Annotated in this window: 17 protein-coding genes and 1 tRNA gene; 2 read left to right on the plus strand and 16 right to left on the minus strand. The window is 67.8% G+C overall.

The annotated features are described in order from the left end of the window. Positions 1 to 4: 4 nt before the first annotated feature. From nuoE to tpiA, 8 genes are all read right to left on the minus strand, one after another. Positions 5 to 532, minus strand: coding sequence for an NADH-quinone oxidoreductase subunit NuoE (gene nuoE, locus ACTHN1_RS16585; RefSeq protein ID WP_440472041.1), 528 nt, complete (start codon positions 530 to 532; stop codon positions 5 to 7). After that, positions 529 to 1,833: an NADH-quinone oxidoreductase subunit D gene (locus ACTHN1_RS16590; RefSeq protein ID WP_440472042.1), complete on the minus strand. Its 1,305-nt coding sequence runs from the start codon at positions 1,831 to 1,833 to the stop codon at positions 529 to 531. The genes nuoE and ACTHN1_RS16590 overlap by 4 nt, the downstream gene beginning before the upstream one ends. Then, complete coding sequence (locus ACTHN1_RS16595) at positions 1,833 to 2,558, minus strand: NADH-quinone oxidoreductase subunit C (protein WP_440472043.1); 726 nt, start codon at positions 2,556 to 2,558, stop codon at positions 1,833 to 1,835. The genes ACTHN1_RS16590 and ACTHN1_RS16595 overlap by 1 nt, the downstream gene beginning before the upstream one ends. A 58-nt stretch (positions 2,559 to 2,616) precedes the next feature. Beyond that, complete coding sequence (locus ACTHN1_RS16600) at positions 2,617 to 3,171, minus strand: NuoB/complex I 20 kDa subunit family protein (protein ID WP_141453300.1); 555 nt, start codon at positions 3,169 to 3,171, stop codon at positions 2,617 to 2,619. Then, positions 3,162 to 3,518, minus strand: coding sequence for an NADH-quinone oxidoreductase subunit A (locus ACTHN1_RS16605; RefSeq protein ID WP_183642358.1), 357 nt, complete (start codon positions 3,516 to 3,518; stop codon positions 3,162 to 3,164). Before ACTHN1_RS16605 ends, ACTHN1_RS16600 begins: the two co-directional genes overlap by 10 nt. Before the next feature lie 391 nt (positions 3,519 to 3,909). Continuing rightward, positions 3,910 to 3,994 (minus strand) — tRNA-Leu (locus ACTHN1_RS16610). A 51-nt stretch (positions 3,995 to 4,045) separates the two neighbouring features. Further along, positions 4,046 to 4,507 carry a preprotein translocase subunit SecG gene (gene secG / locus ACTHN1_RS16615; protein ID WP_440472044.1) on the minus strand — a complete coding sequence of 154 codons (462 nt, stop codon included), beginning with the start codon at positions 4,505 to 4,507 and terminating at the stop codon, positions 4,046 to 4,048. A gap of 56 nt (positions 4,508 to 4,563) precedes the next feature. Then, entirely contained in the window at positions 4,564 to 5,322 is a 759-nt protein-coding gene (tpiA, locus tag ACTHN1_RS16620) for a triose-phosphate isomerase (RefSeq protein WP_440472045.1), read from the minus strand. A 130-nt stretch (positions 5,323 to 5,452) separates the two neighbouring features. On the opposite strand from tpiA, the gene ACTHN1_RS16625 reads away from it, so the two are divergent. After that, entirely contained in the window at positions 5,453 to 6,256 is an 804-nt protein-coding gene (locus tag ACTHN1_RS16625; RefSeq protein ID WP_440472046.1) for an SDR family NAD(P)-dependent oxidoreductase, read from the plus strand. Positions 6,257 to 6,361: 105 nt separating this feature from the next. On the opposite strand, the gene ACTHN1_RS16630 is transcribed toward ACTHN1_RS16625, so the two are convergent. The 6 genes from ACTHN1_RS16630 to trpB all read right to left on the minus strand — a co-directional run bounded on the left by ACTHN1_RS16630 (position 6,362) and on the right by trpB (position 12,139). Next, positions 6,362 to 7,300, minus strand: a complete 939-nt coding sequence (locus ACTHN1_RS16630) for an isopenicillin N synthase family dioxygenase (RefSeq protein ID WP_440472047.1) — start codon at positions 7,298 to 7,300, stop codon at positions 6,362 to 6,364. 68 nt (positions 7,301 to 7,368) lie between these two features. Next, entirely contained in the window at positions 7,369 to 8,712 is a 1,344-nt protein-coding gene (gene glmM, locus ACTHN1_RS16635) for a phosphoglucosamine mutase (RefSeq protein ID WP_440472048.1), read from the minus strand. A 16-nt stretch (positions 8,713 to 8,728) separates the two neighbouring features. Next, entirely contained in the window at positions 8,729 to 9,619 is an 891-nt protein-coding gene (gene accD, locus ACTHN1_RS16640) for an acetyl-CoA carboxylase, carboxyltransferase subunit beta (protein ID WP_440472049.1), read from the minus strand. Between the two features lie 103 nt (positions 9,620 to 9,722). Continuing rightward, positions 9,723 to 10,529, minus strand: a complete 807-nt coding sequence (gene trpA, locus ACTHN1_RS16645; protein ID WP_440472050.1) for a tryptophan synthase subunit alpha — start codon at positions 10,527 to 10,529, stop codon at positions 9,723 to 9,725. Further along, positions 10,526 to 10,912 (minus strand): DUF3144 domain-containing protein, encoded by a 387-nt coding sequence (locus tag ACTHN1_RS16650; RefSeq protein WP_440472051.1) that lies wholly within the window; start codon positions 10,910 to 10,912, stop codon positions 10,526 to 10,528. Before ACTHN1_RS16650 ends, trpA begins: the two co-directional genes overlap by 4 nt. A gap of 9 nt (positions 10,913 to 10,921) precedes the next feature. Beyond that, a complete protein-coding gene (trpB, locus tag ACTHN1_RS16655; RefSeq protein WP_440472052.1) occupies positions 10,922 to 12,139 on the minus strand; it encodes a tryptophan synthase subunit beta in 1,218 nt (405 codons plus the stop codon). 103 nt (positions 12,140 to 12,242) lie between these two features. Here trpB and ACTHN1_RS16660 point away from each other — a divergent pair, with 103 nt between their 5' ends. Then, entirely contained in the window at positions 12,243 to 13,157 is a 915-nt protein-coding gene (locus tag ACTHN1_RS16660) for a LysR family transcriptional regulator (protein ID WP_440472053.1), read from the plus strand. Here ACTHN1_RS16660 and ACTHN1_RS16665 read toward each other — a convergent pair. Next, the gene (locus ACTHN1_RS16665) at positions 13,154 to 13,795 is read right to left on the minus strand and encodes a phosphoribosylanthranilate isomerase (protein WP_440472054.1); all 642 of its coding nucleotides are present in this window, start codon (positions 13,793 to 13,795) and stop codon (positions 13,154 to 13,156) included. The genes ACTHN1_RS16660 and ACTHN1_RS16665 overlap by 4 nt on opposite strands. Positions 13,796 to 13,939: 144 nt before the next feature. Beyond that, positions 13,940 to 14,728, minus strand: coding sequence for a tRNA pseudouridine(38-40) synthase TruA (gene truA / locus ACTHN1_RS16670; protein ID WP_440472055.1), 789 nt, complete (start codon positions 14,726 to 14,728; stop codon positions 13,940 to 13,942). Positions 14,729 to 14,742 lie beyond the last annotated feature (14 nt).

Below are 14,742 nucleotides of genomic sequence, written 5' to 3' on the forward strand. Positions count from 1 at the left end.
GCGCTTACTCCAGCCCGTCCAGCAGTTCGTCGACCTTGGCCGGCGTCAGCTTCTCGTGGTAATGGCCGTTGATCACGACCACCGGCGCGCCGCAGCACGCGGCGACGCATTCTTCTTCCCGCTTCAGGAACACGCGGCCGTCGGCGGTGGACTCGCCCAGCCGGCAGCCGAGTTTCTTCTCGGCGTGCTTGACCAGATCCTCGGCGCCGTTGAGCCAGCAGCTGATGTTGGTGCAGAAGGCGACATTGTTGCGGCCCACCTTCTCGGTCTCGAACATCGAGTAGAAGCTGGCGACCTCGTAGGCCCACACCGGCGGAATGTCCAGGTACTTGGCGACCGCGGCGATCAGTTCGTCGCTCAGCCATCCGCCGTTCTGTTCCTGCGCGGCATGCAAACCCTGCAGCACCGCCGACCGCTTGCGGTCGGGCGGGAACTTGGTCAGCCAATGATCGATGTGCGCGCGCGTCTTGTCGCTCAGCGCCACCTGCGGATCGACGTTCTGCGTCGCCTCGAAATTACCCGTGGCCCTCATCGGTCCACCTCACCGAAAACCAGATCGTAAGTACCAATCATGGCGACCACGTCAGGCAGCATGTGGCCGCGCACGATGGCATCCATGGAAGAAAGATGGGCGAAGCCCGGTGCGCGCAGCTTCACGCGGAACGGCTTGTTGGCACCGTCGGACACCAGGTAGCAGCCGAATTCGCCCTTCGGGGCTTCCACCGCCGAGTAGGTCTCGCCGGCCGGCACGCAGTAGCCTTCGCTGAACAGCTTGAAGTGATGGATCAACGCTTCCATGTCGTCCTTCATCTCCTCGCGCTTGGGAGGGGCGACCTTGAAATTCTTGACCATCACCGGGCCCGGATTGGCCTTCAGCCACTTCACGCACTGGGCGATGATGCGGTTGGACTCCCGCATCTCGGCCACGCGGACCAGGTAACGGTCGTAGCAGTCACCCTCGACGCCCAGCGGGATGTCGAAATCGACCGCGTCGTACTTCGCATAGGGCTGCTTCTTGCGCAGATCCCAGGCGACGCCCGAACCGCGCAGCATCACGCCGGTCATGCCCCAGGCGCGCGCCTGTTCCGGCGAGATCACGCCGATGCCGACGGTGCGCTGTTTCCAGATGCGGTTGTCGGTGAGCAGGGTCTCGTACTCGTCGACGCGCTTGGGAAATTCGCGGGTGAAGTCTTCCAGGAAGTCCAGCATGGACCCGTCGCGGGCATTGTTCAGGCGCTTCAGCGCCTGGCCCTTGCGCCACGGGGATTCCTTGTACTTCGGCATCCGGTCCGGCAGGTCGCGGTAGACGCCGCCCGGGCGGTAGTAGGTCGCGTGCATGCGCGCGCCGCTGACCGCCTCGTAGCAGTCCATCAGCTCCTCGCGCTCGCGGAAGGCGTACAGCATCACCGCCATCGCGCCGAGATCGAGCGCATTGGAACCGATCCACATCAGGTGGTTCAGAATGCGGGTGATCTCGTCGAACATTGTGCGGATGTACTGCGCGCGCTCCGGCGCCTCGATGCCCATGAGGGTCTCGATCGCGCGCACGTAGGCGTGTTCGTTGCACATCATCGACACGTAGTCCAGGCGATCCATGTAGCCGATCGACTGGTTGAACGGCTTGGATTCGGCCAGCTTCTCGGTGCCGCGATGCAGCAGGCCGACATGCGGGTCCGCACGCATGATGGTTTCGCCGTCCATTTCCAGGATCAGGCGGAGAACGCCGTGCGCCGCGGGATGCTGCGGGCCGAAGTTCATCGTGTAGTTGCGGATTTCCTGCTTGGATTCTTCAGGATTGCTCGCAAACGCAATGGGGGACTGTTGCGTACTCATCACTTGCTGCCCTCGCCCGCGGCGGCCTCGCCGGCCGCGGTCTGGTAGCGCGCGTCGTCGCGGATAACGCGCGGCACGCCGACGCGCGGCTCGACCGAGGTCACCGGCTCGTAGACCACGCGCTTCTTTTCTTCGTCGTAGCGCACTTCGACGTTGCCGATCAGCGGGAAGTCCTTGCGGAACGGATGGCCGACGAAGCCGTAGTCGGTCAGGATGCGGCGCAGATCCGGATGGCCTTCGAACACGATGCCATACAGGTCGAACGCCTCGCGTTCGAACCAGTTGGCGCCTGGCCACAGGTCGGTGACCGAGGCCACCACCGGCAGATCATCGTTCGGCGCGAAGCAGCGCACGCGCAGGCGCTGGTTGTGCTGGTACGACAGCAGGTGCAGGACCACCGCGAAGCGGCGCTCGGGACCGGCGCCGCGCGGTCGCTGTTCCCAGTCGAAGCGACCCGGGCCGAAGCCCTCGACACCGCGGCTGAAGCCTTCGGACGACACGTCCGAGGTATCCCACTCGGCGCTGCCGTAGCCCAGGTAGTCGACGCCGCAGACGTCGACGGCCTGTTCGAATCCGAACTCGTCGCGCAGGGCGCGGCAGACCTCATGCCAGGACGCGGAAGGCACCTCGAGGGTGACCTCTTCGCGGATTCCGGCAACCGTGATCACCGCATCGGCGAAGCGCGCGCGCAACCGGTCGGTGAAATTTGCAGCTTGCTCGGCCATGGGGCGTAGCGTGCTCTCGGAAAGGAAAACGGGTGAAACGGAACGCAGGCCCGCGCGCTCAGCGCGCGATGGTCTGCGTGCGCCAGATCTTCTTCTGCAACTGCAGGATGCCGTAGACCAGCGCTTCGGCGGTCGGCGGGCAGCCCGGCACGTAAACGTCGACGGGCACGATGCGATCGCAACCGCGCACCACCGAATACGAATAGTGGTAATAGCCGCCGCCGTTGGCGCAGCTGCCCATCGAGATGACCCACTTGGGGTCGGGCATCTGGTCGTACACCTTGCGCAGCGCGGGGGCCATCTTGTTGACCAGCGTGCCGGCCACGATCATCACGTCCGACTGGCGCGGCGACGGGCGGAACACCACGCCGTAGCGGTCCAGGTCCAGGCGCGATGCGCCGGCATGCATCATCTCGACCGCGCAGCAGGCCAGGCCGAAGGTCATCGGCCACATCGAGCCGGTGCGCGCCCAGTTCATCAGCGCGTCGACACTGGTGGTCACATAGCCCTTTTCCAGCAGCGGGTTGTCGCCTTCCGGCCGCAGGATGTCGTCCACCCGCCCTTCCGGGATCGGGTTGGTCATCAGGCGATCGAGGGTCTGGATCACTCCCATTCGAGCGCTCCCTTCTTCCAAACGTAAATGAAGCCGAGGAACAGCATGCCGACGAACAGGCCCATGGTGACCAGTGCGCGGGCGCCGAGCTCCTGGAAGACCAGGGTCCACGGGACGATAAAGATGATTTCCAGGTCGAAGACGATGAACTGGATGGCAATCAGGTAGTAGCGCACGTCGAACTTCATGCGCGCGTCTTCGAAGGCCTCGAAGCCGCATTCGTACGGCGACAGCTTCTGCGCGTCGGGGCGTCGCGGGCCAAGGAAGCGTCCCGCCAGGATCAGCGCGATGCCGATGCCGGTGGCGACGATCAGGAACAACAGGGTCGGCAGATAGTTGGCCAGCACTCGCGTTTCTCTTCTTGTCCTACCTGCCCCGCGTCCGGCCTGCACGCTCTGGAGCGTGTCGCCTTGGCGGGGCACTGCATTCCGCTATGGGACCGCGTGGTACGCGCGGTTTGCGCGGGTGCGCAAGGAGCTGCGGCGAGGCGACTCCGGCCTGGCCGCGGCATCCACCGTGTCCCGCCGCAGGCGGCGGTGACCGAACCGATCCAGGCCCTTCCGCAGCTCGTACCTGGCCTGGAATGGATCGGCGGAATTGTACCGGTTAGTGAACTGACTAGTAAACGTTTACGAAGCTGTATGCGGCGCTTTTCACGGGCAAAAGAAAAGCCCGCTTGCGCGGGCTTCGCTTTCCGACTCCACGGCCCGCCGGCATCGCCGGTCCCGCCGCTTCGATTGGTGCCCAAGAGGGGACTCGAACCCCTACAGCTTTCGCCGCTACCACCTCAAGGTAGTGCGTCTACCAATTCCGCCACCTGGGCTTTGAAACTAGGCAACCGTCGCCGGTTGCAGGGCCGTCATTGTATCCCGGTTCAACCGCCCTGTGCCGGGGTCTGCGCCGGCGGCTGGGCCGGGTTCGCCTGTCCGGATTCCGCCGGAGCCGCGGCCGGTGCGCTGGGCACGGTGGTCGGCGCGGGCTGTGCGGCCGGGGCCGCCGGAACGGTGGTCGGCTGCGCGGGCAGCTCGCCTGCGGCCGGCGTGGCCGCCGCGGGGCCCTGCTGGGTGGTCATCACGCCCAGGTTCTGCTGGGTCGTCGGGCGGGCGCTGTGCGAAGCGTGCCACGCCATGAACAGGGTGATGCCGAAGAACGCGATGGCCAGCCACTTGGTGCTCTTGGACAGGAAGTTGGACGCGCCGCGCGCGCCGAACACCGTGCCGGAAGCGCCGGCGCCGAAGCCGGAACCGGCCTGCGCGCCCGAGCCGCGCTGCATCAGCACCAGCGCGATGATCGCGATGGCGATCAGCACGTAGACCACATTGAGGATCAGCATCATTTCGAATTCGTCCCGAAACCAGTATTGATGGACCCGGCCAACGCCGGACCCGCGGGTCAGCCCCGCTCCGCCGCCGCTTTCGCGATGGCGAGGAAATCGCGCGCCACCAGCGACGCGCCGCCCACCAGCCCTCCATCGACATCGGGCTGAGCGAACAGTTCCGCGGCGTTGTCGGGCTTGACGCTGCCTCCGTACAGGATGGGCAGCGAATCGGCGATTCTAGCATCGCGTCCGGCCACTTCGCCACGGATGAATGCATGAACGGCCTGGGCCTGGGCCGGCGTGGCGTTGCGGCCCGTGCCAATGGCCCAGACCGGTTCATAGGCCACGATGGCCTTCGCGAACGCCTCCACGCCGGCGGCGTCCAGCACCGCCCGCAGCTGCGCGCCGACCACCGCCTCGGTCTCGCCGGCGTCCCGCTGGGCCAGACTTTCGCCCAGGCATAGCACCGGCACCAGTCCGGCGTTGCGGGCGGCGATGAACTTGCGCGCGACCAGCGCGTTGTCCTCATGGTGGTACTGACGGCGCTCGGAATGGCCCACCAGGCCATGGGTGGCGCCGACATCGACCAGCATCGAGGCGGAGACCTCGCCGGTATAGGCGCCCTTTTCGTTGCTGCTCACGTCCTGCGATCCGAGCGCGAAGCCCTGCGGCGCGTAGTCCTCCACCAGTTCGCCCAGATACGGCAGCGGCGGCAGGATCAGCACGTCCACCCCGGCCACCGGCAGGCCCGCGGCGATCTCGTCCATCAGGGCATAGGCGAACTGGCGGTCGCCGTGGAGCTTCCAGTTTCCGGCCACGATCTTGCGGCGCATAAGACCAATTCCTGTCCAGTGGGCGCGCAAGGATAGCCGATGCGCCGCCGAGGGCAAGCGCCGCCGACGCCGCTTACCATGCGGAACGGCCCGAGCGCCGCTTCCCTTCCATGTTCCCACAGGAGTCCGCATGCCCTCGCCCGATTCCGGCCACGCCCTGATCACCGGCGCCTCCAGCGGCATCGGCGCGGAAATCGCCCGCGAGTACGCGCGTCGCGGGGTACCGCTCATCCTCACCGCGAGGCGGGCCGATCGGCTGGAGGCGCTCGCGGCCGAACTGCGCGCGCAGGTTTCGGTGCAGGTGTTGCCGGCGGATCTGGCCGCCGCGGATGCGCCGGCGCAACTGTGCGAAGCCATCCAGGCGCGAGGTCTGCGCGTGCGCATCCTGGTGAACAACGCCGGCTACGGGGTCGCCGGGCGCTATCGGAGCAGCGATTGGCCGGTGCATGCGCAGTTTCTGCAGGTGATGATCGGTTCGGTATGCGAGCTCACCTGGCGCTTGCTGCCATCGCTGCGGAGTTTTCCGGACGGCCGCATCCTCAACGTGGCCTCGCTCGCCGGGCTGATGCCAAGTGCGGACGGACAGACGCTGTACGCACCGGTCAAGGCGTTCCTGATCAAGTTCAGCGAATCGCTGGCGCATGAGAACGCCGATCGCGGCATGAAGGTCTGCGCGCTGTGCCCTGGTTTCACCTACTCCGAATTCCACGACGTCACCGGCACGCGGGCGATGATGTCCAGGCTGCCGAAGGGGCTGTGGCTGCAGGCCGACGCGGTGGCGCGCGCCGGCATCGACGGGATGGAACGCGGTCGCGTGATCGTGGTGCCGGGCTGGCGCTACAAACTGCTGCACGGCATCACCCGGCACCTGCCCGACCAGACGCGGTTCCGGTTGATGGGCCGCAATTCGTCGCGGATCCGCAAGGCGGATTGAAAGGCGCGCGGAGCAACGAACAAGGGCCGGCGCCTGCGCGACCGGCCCTTGTTGCGGGGACACGAACCCTCGCGCACGGCGCGCGACGGCGGCTCCGAGCCCGTCTTACTTCAGCTTGATCTCGCGCAGGCGCTCTTCCAGGTAGCCTTGGGCGGTGATCGCCTCGGGATAGCGCTTGGGATTGTCGGCGCTGATCGTCGATGGCAGCACGTCGATCAGGAAATCCGGATTCGGATGCAGGAAGAACGGCACCGAATAGCGCGGCTGGCGCGCCTGCTCGCCCGGCGGATTCACCACGCGATGGGTGGTGGACGGATACACGTGGTTGGTCAGGCGCTGCAGCATGTCGCCGATGTTGACCACGATGGTGTCCGCGTCGGAGGTGAACGGCACCCACTCGCCCTGCTTGGACTTCACTTCCAGGCCGGCGGCGCTGGCGCCCACCAGCAGCGTGATCAGGTTGATGTCCTCATGCGCGCCGGCGCGCACGTTCGGAATGTCGTCGGCGGTGATCGGCGGGTAGTGGATCGGACGCAGGATCGAATTGCCGGCGTTGGTCTTGTCGATGAAGTAGTCGGACGGCAGGCCGATGTGCAGCGCCAGCGCCGACAGCACCCGCGCGCCCAGCTTGTCCAGCGCCTGGTACAGGCCGTAGCCGTGCTCGCGGAAGCCGGGCACTTCATCCGGCCACAGGTTCGGCGGCATCACCTCGCGATACTTGGAGTCATCGGGGATTTCGCGGCCGATGTGCCAGAACTCCTTCAGATCGAAATGCTTGGAATCCTTGGCGGTCTCCACGCCGAACGGCGTGTAGCCGCGCGCGCCACCACTGCCGGGCACGTGGTACTTGCGCTTGGTTTCCTCCGGCAACGCGAAGAAGCGCTTGAACACATCGTAGGCGGCATCGATCTCGGCCTGCGGGATGCCATGGTTGCGGATGCCGGCAAACCCCCATTCGCGATAGGCCGCGCCCAGCTCGGCCACGAAGGCCTCGCGGTCGGTGTCGAAACGGGTGATGTCCAGGGTGGGAATACGGGCACTCATTCACTTGCTCCAGGAAGGCGCGGCGGCGGCATTGCAGCCGACCGGCGCCGGAATTGCATTGATCGACCTCAAGCCGCCGCGGCGCGCACGGCCTCGGCCAGCTTCTCCAGCGTGTTCTGCATCAGGGTGTCGTCATCGGCCTCGACCGTCACCCGCACCACCGGCTCGGTGCCGGACGGACGCAGGAACGCGCGGCCACGACCGGACACCGCCGCCTGCGCCTCGGCCAATGCCGCCTGCACGCTGGCCGCCTCGGCCGGGCGCGCGCCGTTGGCCAGCTTCACGTTGATGGTTTTCTGCGGCACCTTCGCCAGACCCGCCAGCACCTGGCGCAGCGACTGCCGGCCGTGCTTGAGCACTTCCAGCACCTGCAGCGCGCTGACGATGGCGTCGCCGGTGGTCGCGCGGTCCAGGCACAGCAGGTGGCCGGAGGTCTCGCCGCCCAGCACGCCGCCGCCCTCGACCAGTCCCTGGTGGACGTAGCGGTCGCCGACCTTCACCCGCAGGAACGGCACCTGGCGTTCGGCCAGTGCGCGCTCCAGGCCATAGTTGGTCATCAGCGTACCCACCACCGCGCCCTTCAGGCGGCCGCTCCGTTGCCAGGCCGTCGCCAGCACGTACAGCAGGTCATCGCCATCGACCGGATTGCCCTGGTCGTCGGCCATCAGCACGCGATCGCCGTCGCCATCGAAGGCGATGCCCAGATCGGCGCCGGTCTCGCGCACCTTGCGGGCCAGGTTGTCGATGTGCATCGAACCGACGCCATCGTTGATGTTCAGGCCATTGGGCTCGGCGCCGATCGCGACGACGTCCGCACCCAGTTCGCGGAACAGCAGCGGCGCGATGTGGTAGGTCGCGCCATGCGCGCAGTCCAGCACGATCTTCATGCCGCGCAGATCGAAGCCGCGCGGCACGCTGGCCTTGCAGAATTCGATGTAGCGCCCGACCACGTCGCGGCTGCGGATGGCCTTGCCCAGCTTCTCCGATTCGACGGTGACGAAGCTGCCGTCGAGCGCAGCTTCGATCGCCGCCTCGGTGGCGTCGTCCAGCTTCTCCCCTTCGGCGGAAAAGAACTTGATGCCGTTGTCGTAGTGCGGATTGTGCGAGGCGCTGATGACGATGCCGGCGTCCGCGCCCAGGGTGCGGGTCAGGAACGCGACCGCCGGGGTCGGCATCGGCCCCATCAGCTGCACGTCGGCGCCGGCGGCGACCAGTCCGGCCTCCAGCGCGGCTTCGAACATGTAGCCGGAAATCCGGGTGTCCTTGCCGATCACCACGACCGGGCGACGTCCATTGCGCTCGGCCAGCACGCGGCCCAGGGCATTGCCCAGGCGCAGCACGAAATCGGCCGAGATCGGTCCCTGCCCGACCCGTCCGCGGATGCCATCGGTGCCGAAATACTTGCGGCTCATCGGGTTGCCTCCTTGCTCAGGCGATGACTTCGGCTTCTTGCGGACGGGGCTGGTTCTGCAGCAGCGCCAGCAGGTCGGCCAGGCGATCGCGCATCTCGCGGCGATCGCAGATCTGATCGATGGCGCCGTGCTCCAGCAGGAACTCGGCGCGCTGGAAGCCCTCGGGCAGGGTTTCGCGCACGGTCTGCTCGATCACGCGCGGGCCGGCGAAACCGATCAGCGCTTCCGGCTCGGCGATGTTGATGTCGCCCAGCATCGCGAACGACGCCGAGGCGCCACCGAAGGTGGGATGGGTGCTCACCGAGATGTACGGGATGCCCTGCTCGCGCAGGCGCGCCAGCGCGGCGGAAGTCTTGGCCATCTGCATCAACGAGAACAGGCTTTCCTGCATGCGCATGCCGCCGCTGGCGGCGAACGACACCAGCGGCGCGCGATCGGCCAGCGCGCGCTCGGCCGCGCGGGCGAACTTCTCGCCGCTCACCGAGCCCATCGAGCCGCCCATGAAGGCGAAGTCCATCGCGCAGGCCACCAGCGGGCGCTGCTTGAGGGTGCCCTTCATCGCCACCAGCGAATCGTGTTCGCCGGTGGCCTTCTGCGCCGCCTTGAAGCGGTCCGAATACTTCTTCTGGTCACGGAACTTCAGCACGTCGACCGGGGCCAGACCGGTGCTGATTTCCTCGATGCTGCCGGCGTCGAACAGCGCCTGCAGGCGCGCGCGCGCGCGGATGGACATGTGGAAGCCGCACTTGGGGCAGACCTCCAGGTTTTCTTCCAGTTCCGGGCGGTAGAGCACCGCGCCGCAGCGGTCGCACTTCTCCCACAGCCCTTCGGGCACACTGCGTTTGCTTTTGGCGCCACCGCCTTCGGTGCGGATGCCCGACGGCATCAGTTTGCTGAGCCAGCTCATGCGTTATCGACAATCCCGTTCAGGGGCCCATCCCGCGGATGGGCAGACGGGGCAGTTTAGCAGGCCGCCCGCGGCGGCCCGTCAGCCTGCCGGGCTGGCCGGCTCAGGGCTGGTCCAGCGCCTGCCGCAGCGGCGCCAGGAACGCGGCGGCGCGGACCGGAGGCGTGTCCGGAGCATCGGTCCGGGCCAGTTCGCTGACCAGGGCGCTGCCCACCACCACGCCGTCGGCGTCCACCGCCATGGCGCGGGCGCTGGCGGCGTCGCGGATGCCGAAGCCGGCGGCGACCGGCGCCCTGGCCTGCGCGCGGATCCGGCGCAGGCGATCGCCTGCGGCGCGGGTATCCAGGCGCTCGGACGCACCGGTCACGCCGGCGAAGCTCACGTAGTACAGGTAACCCTGCGCTTCATCGCAGAGCATGGCCAGGCGTTCGTCCGAGGTGGTCGGCGACGCCAGCATGATCAGGGCCAGGCCATGGCGGTTGAAGATGGCGCGGGTCTCGTCGGCCTCTTCCGGCGGCAGATCCACCAGCAGGACCCCGTCGACACCGGCCCGCAAGGCGGCTTCCGCGAACCGTTCGGCGCCGTGGATCTCGACCGGATTCAGATACCCCATCAGCACGACCGGGGTCGCGGAGTCGTCCCTGCGGAACGCGGCCACCACGTCCAGCACGTAGTGCAGGCCCGCGCCACGCGCTAGCGCCCGTTCGGAACTGCGCTGGATGGTCGGGCCGTCGGCCATGGGATCGGAAAACGGGACGCCGAGTTCGATGACATCGGCGCCCGCCTGCACCAGCGCATGCATCACCGGCACGGTGGCGTCCAGGGACGGGTCCCCGGCGGTGATGAACGGAATGAGCGCCTTGCGGCCGGCGGCGCGCAATTCCGCGAAACGCTGGTCGAACCGGCTCATTCGGGCTTGGCTTCCGGGTTGGCCGCCGCCTGCGCTTCGTTGAAGGCGGCGTATTCGGCGGCCAGTTCGGATTCGCCCACGTTGATGCCGCGCTCGGCGCCCAGCGCATCCAGGTGCTCGTTGAGCATGCGGCGGTACATGTTGGTCATGTAATCGAGGAAATCGTTGCGCGAAGCCGCCGCATCCCCCTCGAAGGAGAGGTACACGTGCGAGTTGAAGCGCGCGGCGGCGTACAGCGAAGCCACGCTGATGCGCTTGAGCCCCTGCTGCTGGGCCTGGCGGTTGGTCAGTTCCAGGTACTCGTTGACGCAACTGAAGAACGCCGGATCGAGCTGGTTGGGATCGTTGCCCTGGGCGGCCTGCGGATTGTTCTGTTCGGTCATTGCACTGCCTTAGAAATGGAGGTTCTCGCGCGCGGCGATGGTATGTACGTCCTTGTCGCCCCGTCCGGACAGGTTGCACAGGACCAGCGCGTCGCGCGGCAGATCCCGGGCGAGCTTGATGGCCTGCGCCACGGCGTGGCTGGACTCGAGCGCCGCAAGGATACCCTCGGTGCGGGCCAACTGGTGGAAGGCGGCCAGGGCTTCGTCGTCGGTCACGCCCACATAGCGGGCGCGGCCGGTCTCGGCCAGGAAGGCGTGTTCCGGGCCGACGCCGGGATAGTCCAGGCCGGCGGAAACCGAATGGGTTTCGATGATCTGGCCGTCGTCGTCGCACAGCACGTAGGTGCGGTTGCCGTGCAGCACGCCGGGCCGGCCCGCGGCGATGGACGCCGCGTGGCGGCCGGTGTCGATGCCGTCGCCGGCCGCTTCGGCGCCGACGATCTGCACGTCCGCATCGTTGAGGAAGGCATGGAACAGGCCGATGGCGTTGCTGCCGCCGCCGACACAGGCGGTGATGACGTCGGGCAGGCGGCCATAGTCCTCCAGCATCTGCGCGCGCGCCTCCCGCCCGACCACGGCGTTGAAATCGCGGACCATGCGCGGATACGGGTCCGGACCGGCCACGGTGCCGATGATGTAGAAGGTGTCGTGCACGTTGGTCACCCAGTCGCGCATCGCCTCGTTCAACGCGTCCTTCAGGGTCGCCGACCCCGAGGTCACCGGCACCACGGTCGCGCCCAGCAGCTTCATCCGGTAGACGTTGATCTTCTGGCGCTCGATGTCGGTGGCGCCCATGTAGACCACGCACTCCAGCCCCAGCCGGGCGGCGACGGTGGCGCTGGCCACGCCGTGCTGGCCGGCGCCGGTCTCGGCGATGATCCGGGGCTTGCCCATCCGGCTGGCCAGCAGGGCCTGGCCGATGGTGTTGTTGATCTTGTGCGCGCCGGTGTGGTTCAGGTCCTCGCGCTTGAGCAGGATACGCGCGCCGCCGACTTCGCGCGACAGCCGGGTCGCCTCGTAGATGGGACTGGGGCGGCCGACGTAGTGCTTCAGATCATGGTCGAAGGCGGCCAGGAACGCCGGATCCTGGCGGGCCTGGTCGTAGGCCGCGGCCAGTTCCTGCAGTGGCCCGATCAGGGTCTCGGCGACGAAGCGGCCGCCGAACCGGCCGAAATGGCCACGGGCGTCGGGGAAGGCGTGAAAGTCGGCGGGTCGGGATTCGGACATGGAGAACGACGGCGGGCACGGACGGGAGCGATGAGCTTAGCGCACACATGCCTTCGCAAAAATCGATTCTTTCTGCATCATTGGTGAGATAAACTCACACGAAATGAACACCCGCCTGCCTCCGCTCAATGCCCTGCGTGCCTTCGAGGCCACCGCCCGGCTCGGCGGGGTCGGTCCTGCCGCGCGGGAACTGCATGTCACCCACGGCGCGGTCAGCCGGCAGATCCGGCTGCTTGAGACGGACCTGGGCCTGGCGCTGTTTTCCCGCGAGGGGCGCGGCCTGCGGCTCACGCCCGCCGGCCGCCAGTTGCAGGAAGCCGCGGCCGCCGCCTTCACCCGGTTGCAGGAAACGACCCTGCGCCTGCGCCGCGACACCCCCTCCACCCTCGTGCTCGGCTGTCCGGGCAGCCTGCTGGCGCGCTGGATGATTCCGCGGCTGGAGCAACTGGGACGCGATCTGCCGGGACTCACCCTGCATCTGGCCGCCCAGGAAGGCGGCTTCGATACCGATCTGACCGGATTGGACGCCGCCCTCCTGCTGGCCGAAGCGCCGTGGCCCGCCGGCTGGCAGGTGCGCGAACTGGCCCCGGAACGCATCGGCCCGGTCGTCAGCCCGCGCCATCCCGCCAGCGCCTCGCCGGATCGCCTGCTGGAGGAACCGCTGCTGCACACGGCCTCGCGTCCGCAGGCCTGGCCGGCCTGGGCGGCACGGCACGGGATCGATCCCGCCCGCCTGCGCTACGGCGGCGGATTCGAGCATCTCTACTATCTGCTGGAAGCCGCGCTCGCCGGCATCGGCGTGGCGATCGCCCCCGAGCCGCTGGTAGCCGCCGATCTGGAGGCCGGTCGCCTGCTGGCGCCGTGGGGGTTCAGCGCGACCGGCGGCGCCTGGATTCTCGCCTGCCGGCGCGGCGCGACGGATCCGCGCGTGGACCGCCTGGGCGACTGGCTCGAACACGAACTCGCCGCCGGCGCATCCGGGCCGGAGAACGCGCCAATACCCGCGGCGCGGATCTAGGTCTGCTGTCCGCGCTGATCGGCGCGACGGACTTCCTCGACGAACTGGCGCATCTTCTCGATGTCCTTGACCCCCGGCGCCGATTCGATGCCGCTGGAGACATCCACGCCCCAGGGATGCGCGGTACGGATGGCGACCGCGACATTGTCCGCGGAGAGTCCGCCAGCCAGCAGATACGGACGTTCGACCGCCTGCGGCATCTGCTTCCAGTCAAAGCGCTTGCCACTGCCGCCCTGCTCGCCCGCGGCATGGCCGTCGAACAGGAACCCATGCGCGGACGGATAGCGCGCGACCGCGGTGAACGCGCTCTCGCTGGCGCCGCCCATCGCGATGGCCTTCAGGAACGGCAGCGGGAAGCCGGCGCAGAACGCGTCCTCCTCGCCACCGTGGAATTGCAGCAGATCCGGGCGCACGTGTTCGATGACGCTTTCCACGTCGCCGGCCGGGTTGTCCATCATCAACGCGACCACCGCGATTTCCTCGGGCACCAGATCGCGCAGCATGCGCGCCTGCCCGATCAGCAGACGGCGCGGACTGCGCGGCGCGAACACCAGCCCCACATAGTCCACGCCCAGTTCCACCGCGGCGCGCACGTCCTCGGCTCGGGTCAATCCACAGAATTTGATGCGGGTGGGCATGGGAATCGGGAATCGGGAATCGGGAATCGGGAATCGGGAATCGGGAATCGGGAATCGGGAATCGGGAATCGGGAAGAGCTTCCGCGTACCCTGCCCTTCACGCAAGGTCCGCGGCGTGACGGCCAGGCGACGCGGGGCGAACCGCTAGCCCGGCAGCGTCACTTCGTCCGGCAGTCGCCAGTGCGCCGGATACAGCGGGCTGATGAAGACCAGGCCATCGGGCGGCGCGGTCGGACCGGCCACGGTGCGATCACGGCCCGCCAGCAGTTCGGCGATCCAGCTTTCCGGCTTCTCGCCACGTCCGACCACCAGCAGCGACCCGACGATATTGCGCACCATGTGGTGCAGGAAGGCATTGGCCTGCACGTCGACCCGGACCTGCTCGCCCTCGCGCTGCACGGAAATCGCCTGCAGTTCGCGGAAGGCGTGCGGCGACTGGCAATGCACGGTGCGGAACGCGCTGAAGTCGTTCTCGCCGAGCAGCGCCTGGGCGGCGCGATGCATCGCGTCCGCATCCAGCGGCATCCGCTCCCAGCTCAGGGTGTGCCGGCCCAGCGCGGGCCGGACGATGCGGTTGACCAGTCGGTAGCGGTAGCGGCGGGCCCGGGCGGAAAAACGCGCGTTGAAATCTTCCGCCACCGGCTGGCACCAGCGCACGCAGACCGCCGGCGGAAGATTGGCGGTGGCGCCCAGTACCCAGCTGCGCGGATCGCGCGGCGCATCGCTGTCGAAATGGACGACCTGGCACTGCGCATGCACACCGGCGTCCGTGCGGCCCGCGCAGATGGTGTCGACCTGTGCGTTGGCCACCCGCGAGAGCGCGTTTTCCAGGACCGACTGCACGCTGGTCTCGTCCGGCGTACCGGACTTGCTCAGGCGCTGCCAGCCCTGGAATCCGCTGCCGTCGTATTCGACGCCCAGCGCGTAACGCATCAACGACTCCCTGC

The sequence above is a fragment of the Pseudoxanthomonas sp. genome, assembly GCF_051953815.1.
GTDB lineage: Bacteria > Pseudomonadota > Gammaproteobacteria > Xanthomonadales > Xanthomonadaceae > Pseudoxanthomonas_A.

Excerpts from the sequence above, each read along its gene's own strand:
- secG (WP_440472044.1), bottom strand. The coding sequence starts at position 4,507 with ATGATGCTGATCCTCAATGTGGTCTACGTGCTGATCGCCATCGCGATC.
- glmM (WP_440472048.1), bottom strand. The coding sequence starts at position 8,712 with ATGAGCCGCAAGTATTTCGGCACCGATGGCATCCGCGGACGGGTCGGG.
- ACTHN1_RS16590 (WP_440472042.1), bottom strand. The coding sequence starts at position 1,833 with ATGAGTACGCAACAGTCCCCCATTGCGTTTGCGAGCAATCCTGAAGAA.
- trpA (WP_440472050.1), bottom strand. The coding sequence starts at position 10,529 with ATGAGCCGGTTCGACCAGCGTTTCGCGGAATTGCGCGCCGCCGGCCGC.
- trpB (WP_440472052.1), bottom strand. The coding sequence starts at position 12,139 with ATGTCCGAATCCCGACCCGCCGACTTTCACGCCTTCCCCGACGCCCGT.
- nuoE (WP_440472041.1), bottom strand. The coding sequence starts at position 532 with ATGAGGGCCACGGGTAATTTCGAGGCGACGCAGAACGTCGATCCGCAG.
- truA (WP_440472055.1), bottom strand. The coding sequence starts at position 14,728 with ATGCGTTACGCGCTGGGCGTCGAATACGACGGCAGCGGATTCCAGGGC.
- ACTHN1_RS16625 (WP_440472046.1), top strand. The coding sequence starts at position 5,453 with ATGCCCTCGCCCGATTCCGGCCACGCCCTGATCACCGGCGCCTCCAGC.
- ACTHN1_RS16600 (WP_141453300.1), bottom strand. The coding sequence starts at position 3,171 with ATGGGAGTGATCCAGACCCTCGATCGCCTGATGACCAACCCGATCCCG.
- ACTHN1_RS16660 (WP_440472053.1), top strand. The coding sequence starts at position 12,243 with ATGAACACCCGCCTGCCTCCGCTCAATGCCCTGCGTGCCTTCGAGGCC.
- ACTHN1_RS16650 (WP_440472051.1), bottom strand. The coding sequence starts at position 10,912 with ATGACCGAACAGAACAATCCGCAGGCCGCCCAGGGCAACGATCCCAAC.
- accD (WP_440472049.1), bottom strand. The coding sequence starts at position 9,619 with ATGAGCTGGCTCAGCAAACTGATGCCGTCGGGCATCCGCACCGAAGGC.
- ACTHN1_RS16630 (WP_440472047.1), bottom strand. The coding sequence starts at position 7,300 with ATGAGTGCCCGTATTCCCACCCTGGACATCACCCGTTTCGACACCGAC.
- ACTHN1_RS16595 (WP_440472043.1), bottom strand. The coding sequence starts at position 2,558 with ATGGCCGAGCAAGCTGCAAATTTCACCGACCGGTTGCGCGCGCGCTTC.
- tpiA (WP_440472045.1), bottom strand. The coding sequence starts at position 5,322 with ATGCGCCGCAAGATCGTGGCCGGAAACTGGAAGCTCCACGGCGACCGC.
- ACTHN1_RS16665 (WP_440472054.1), bottom strand. The coding sequence starts at position 13,795 with ATGCCCACCCGCATCAAATTCTGTGGATTGACCCGAGCCGAGGACGTG.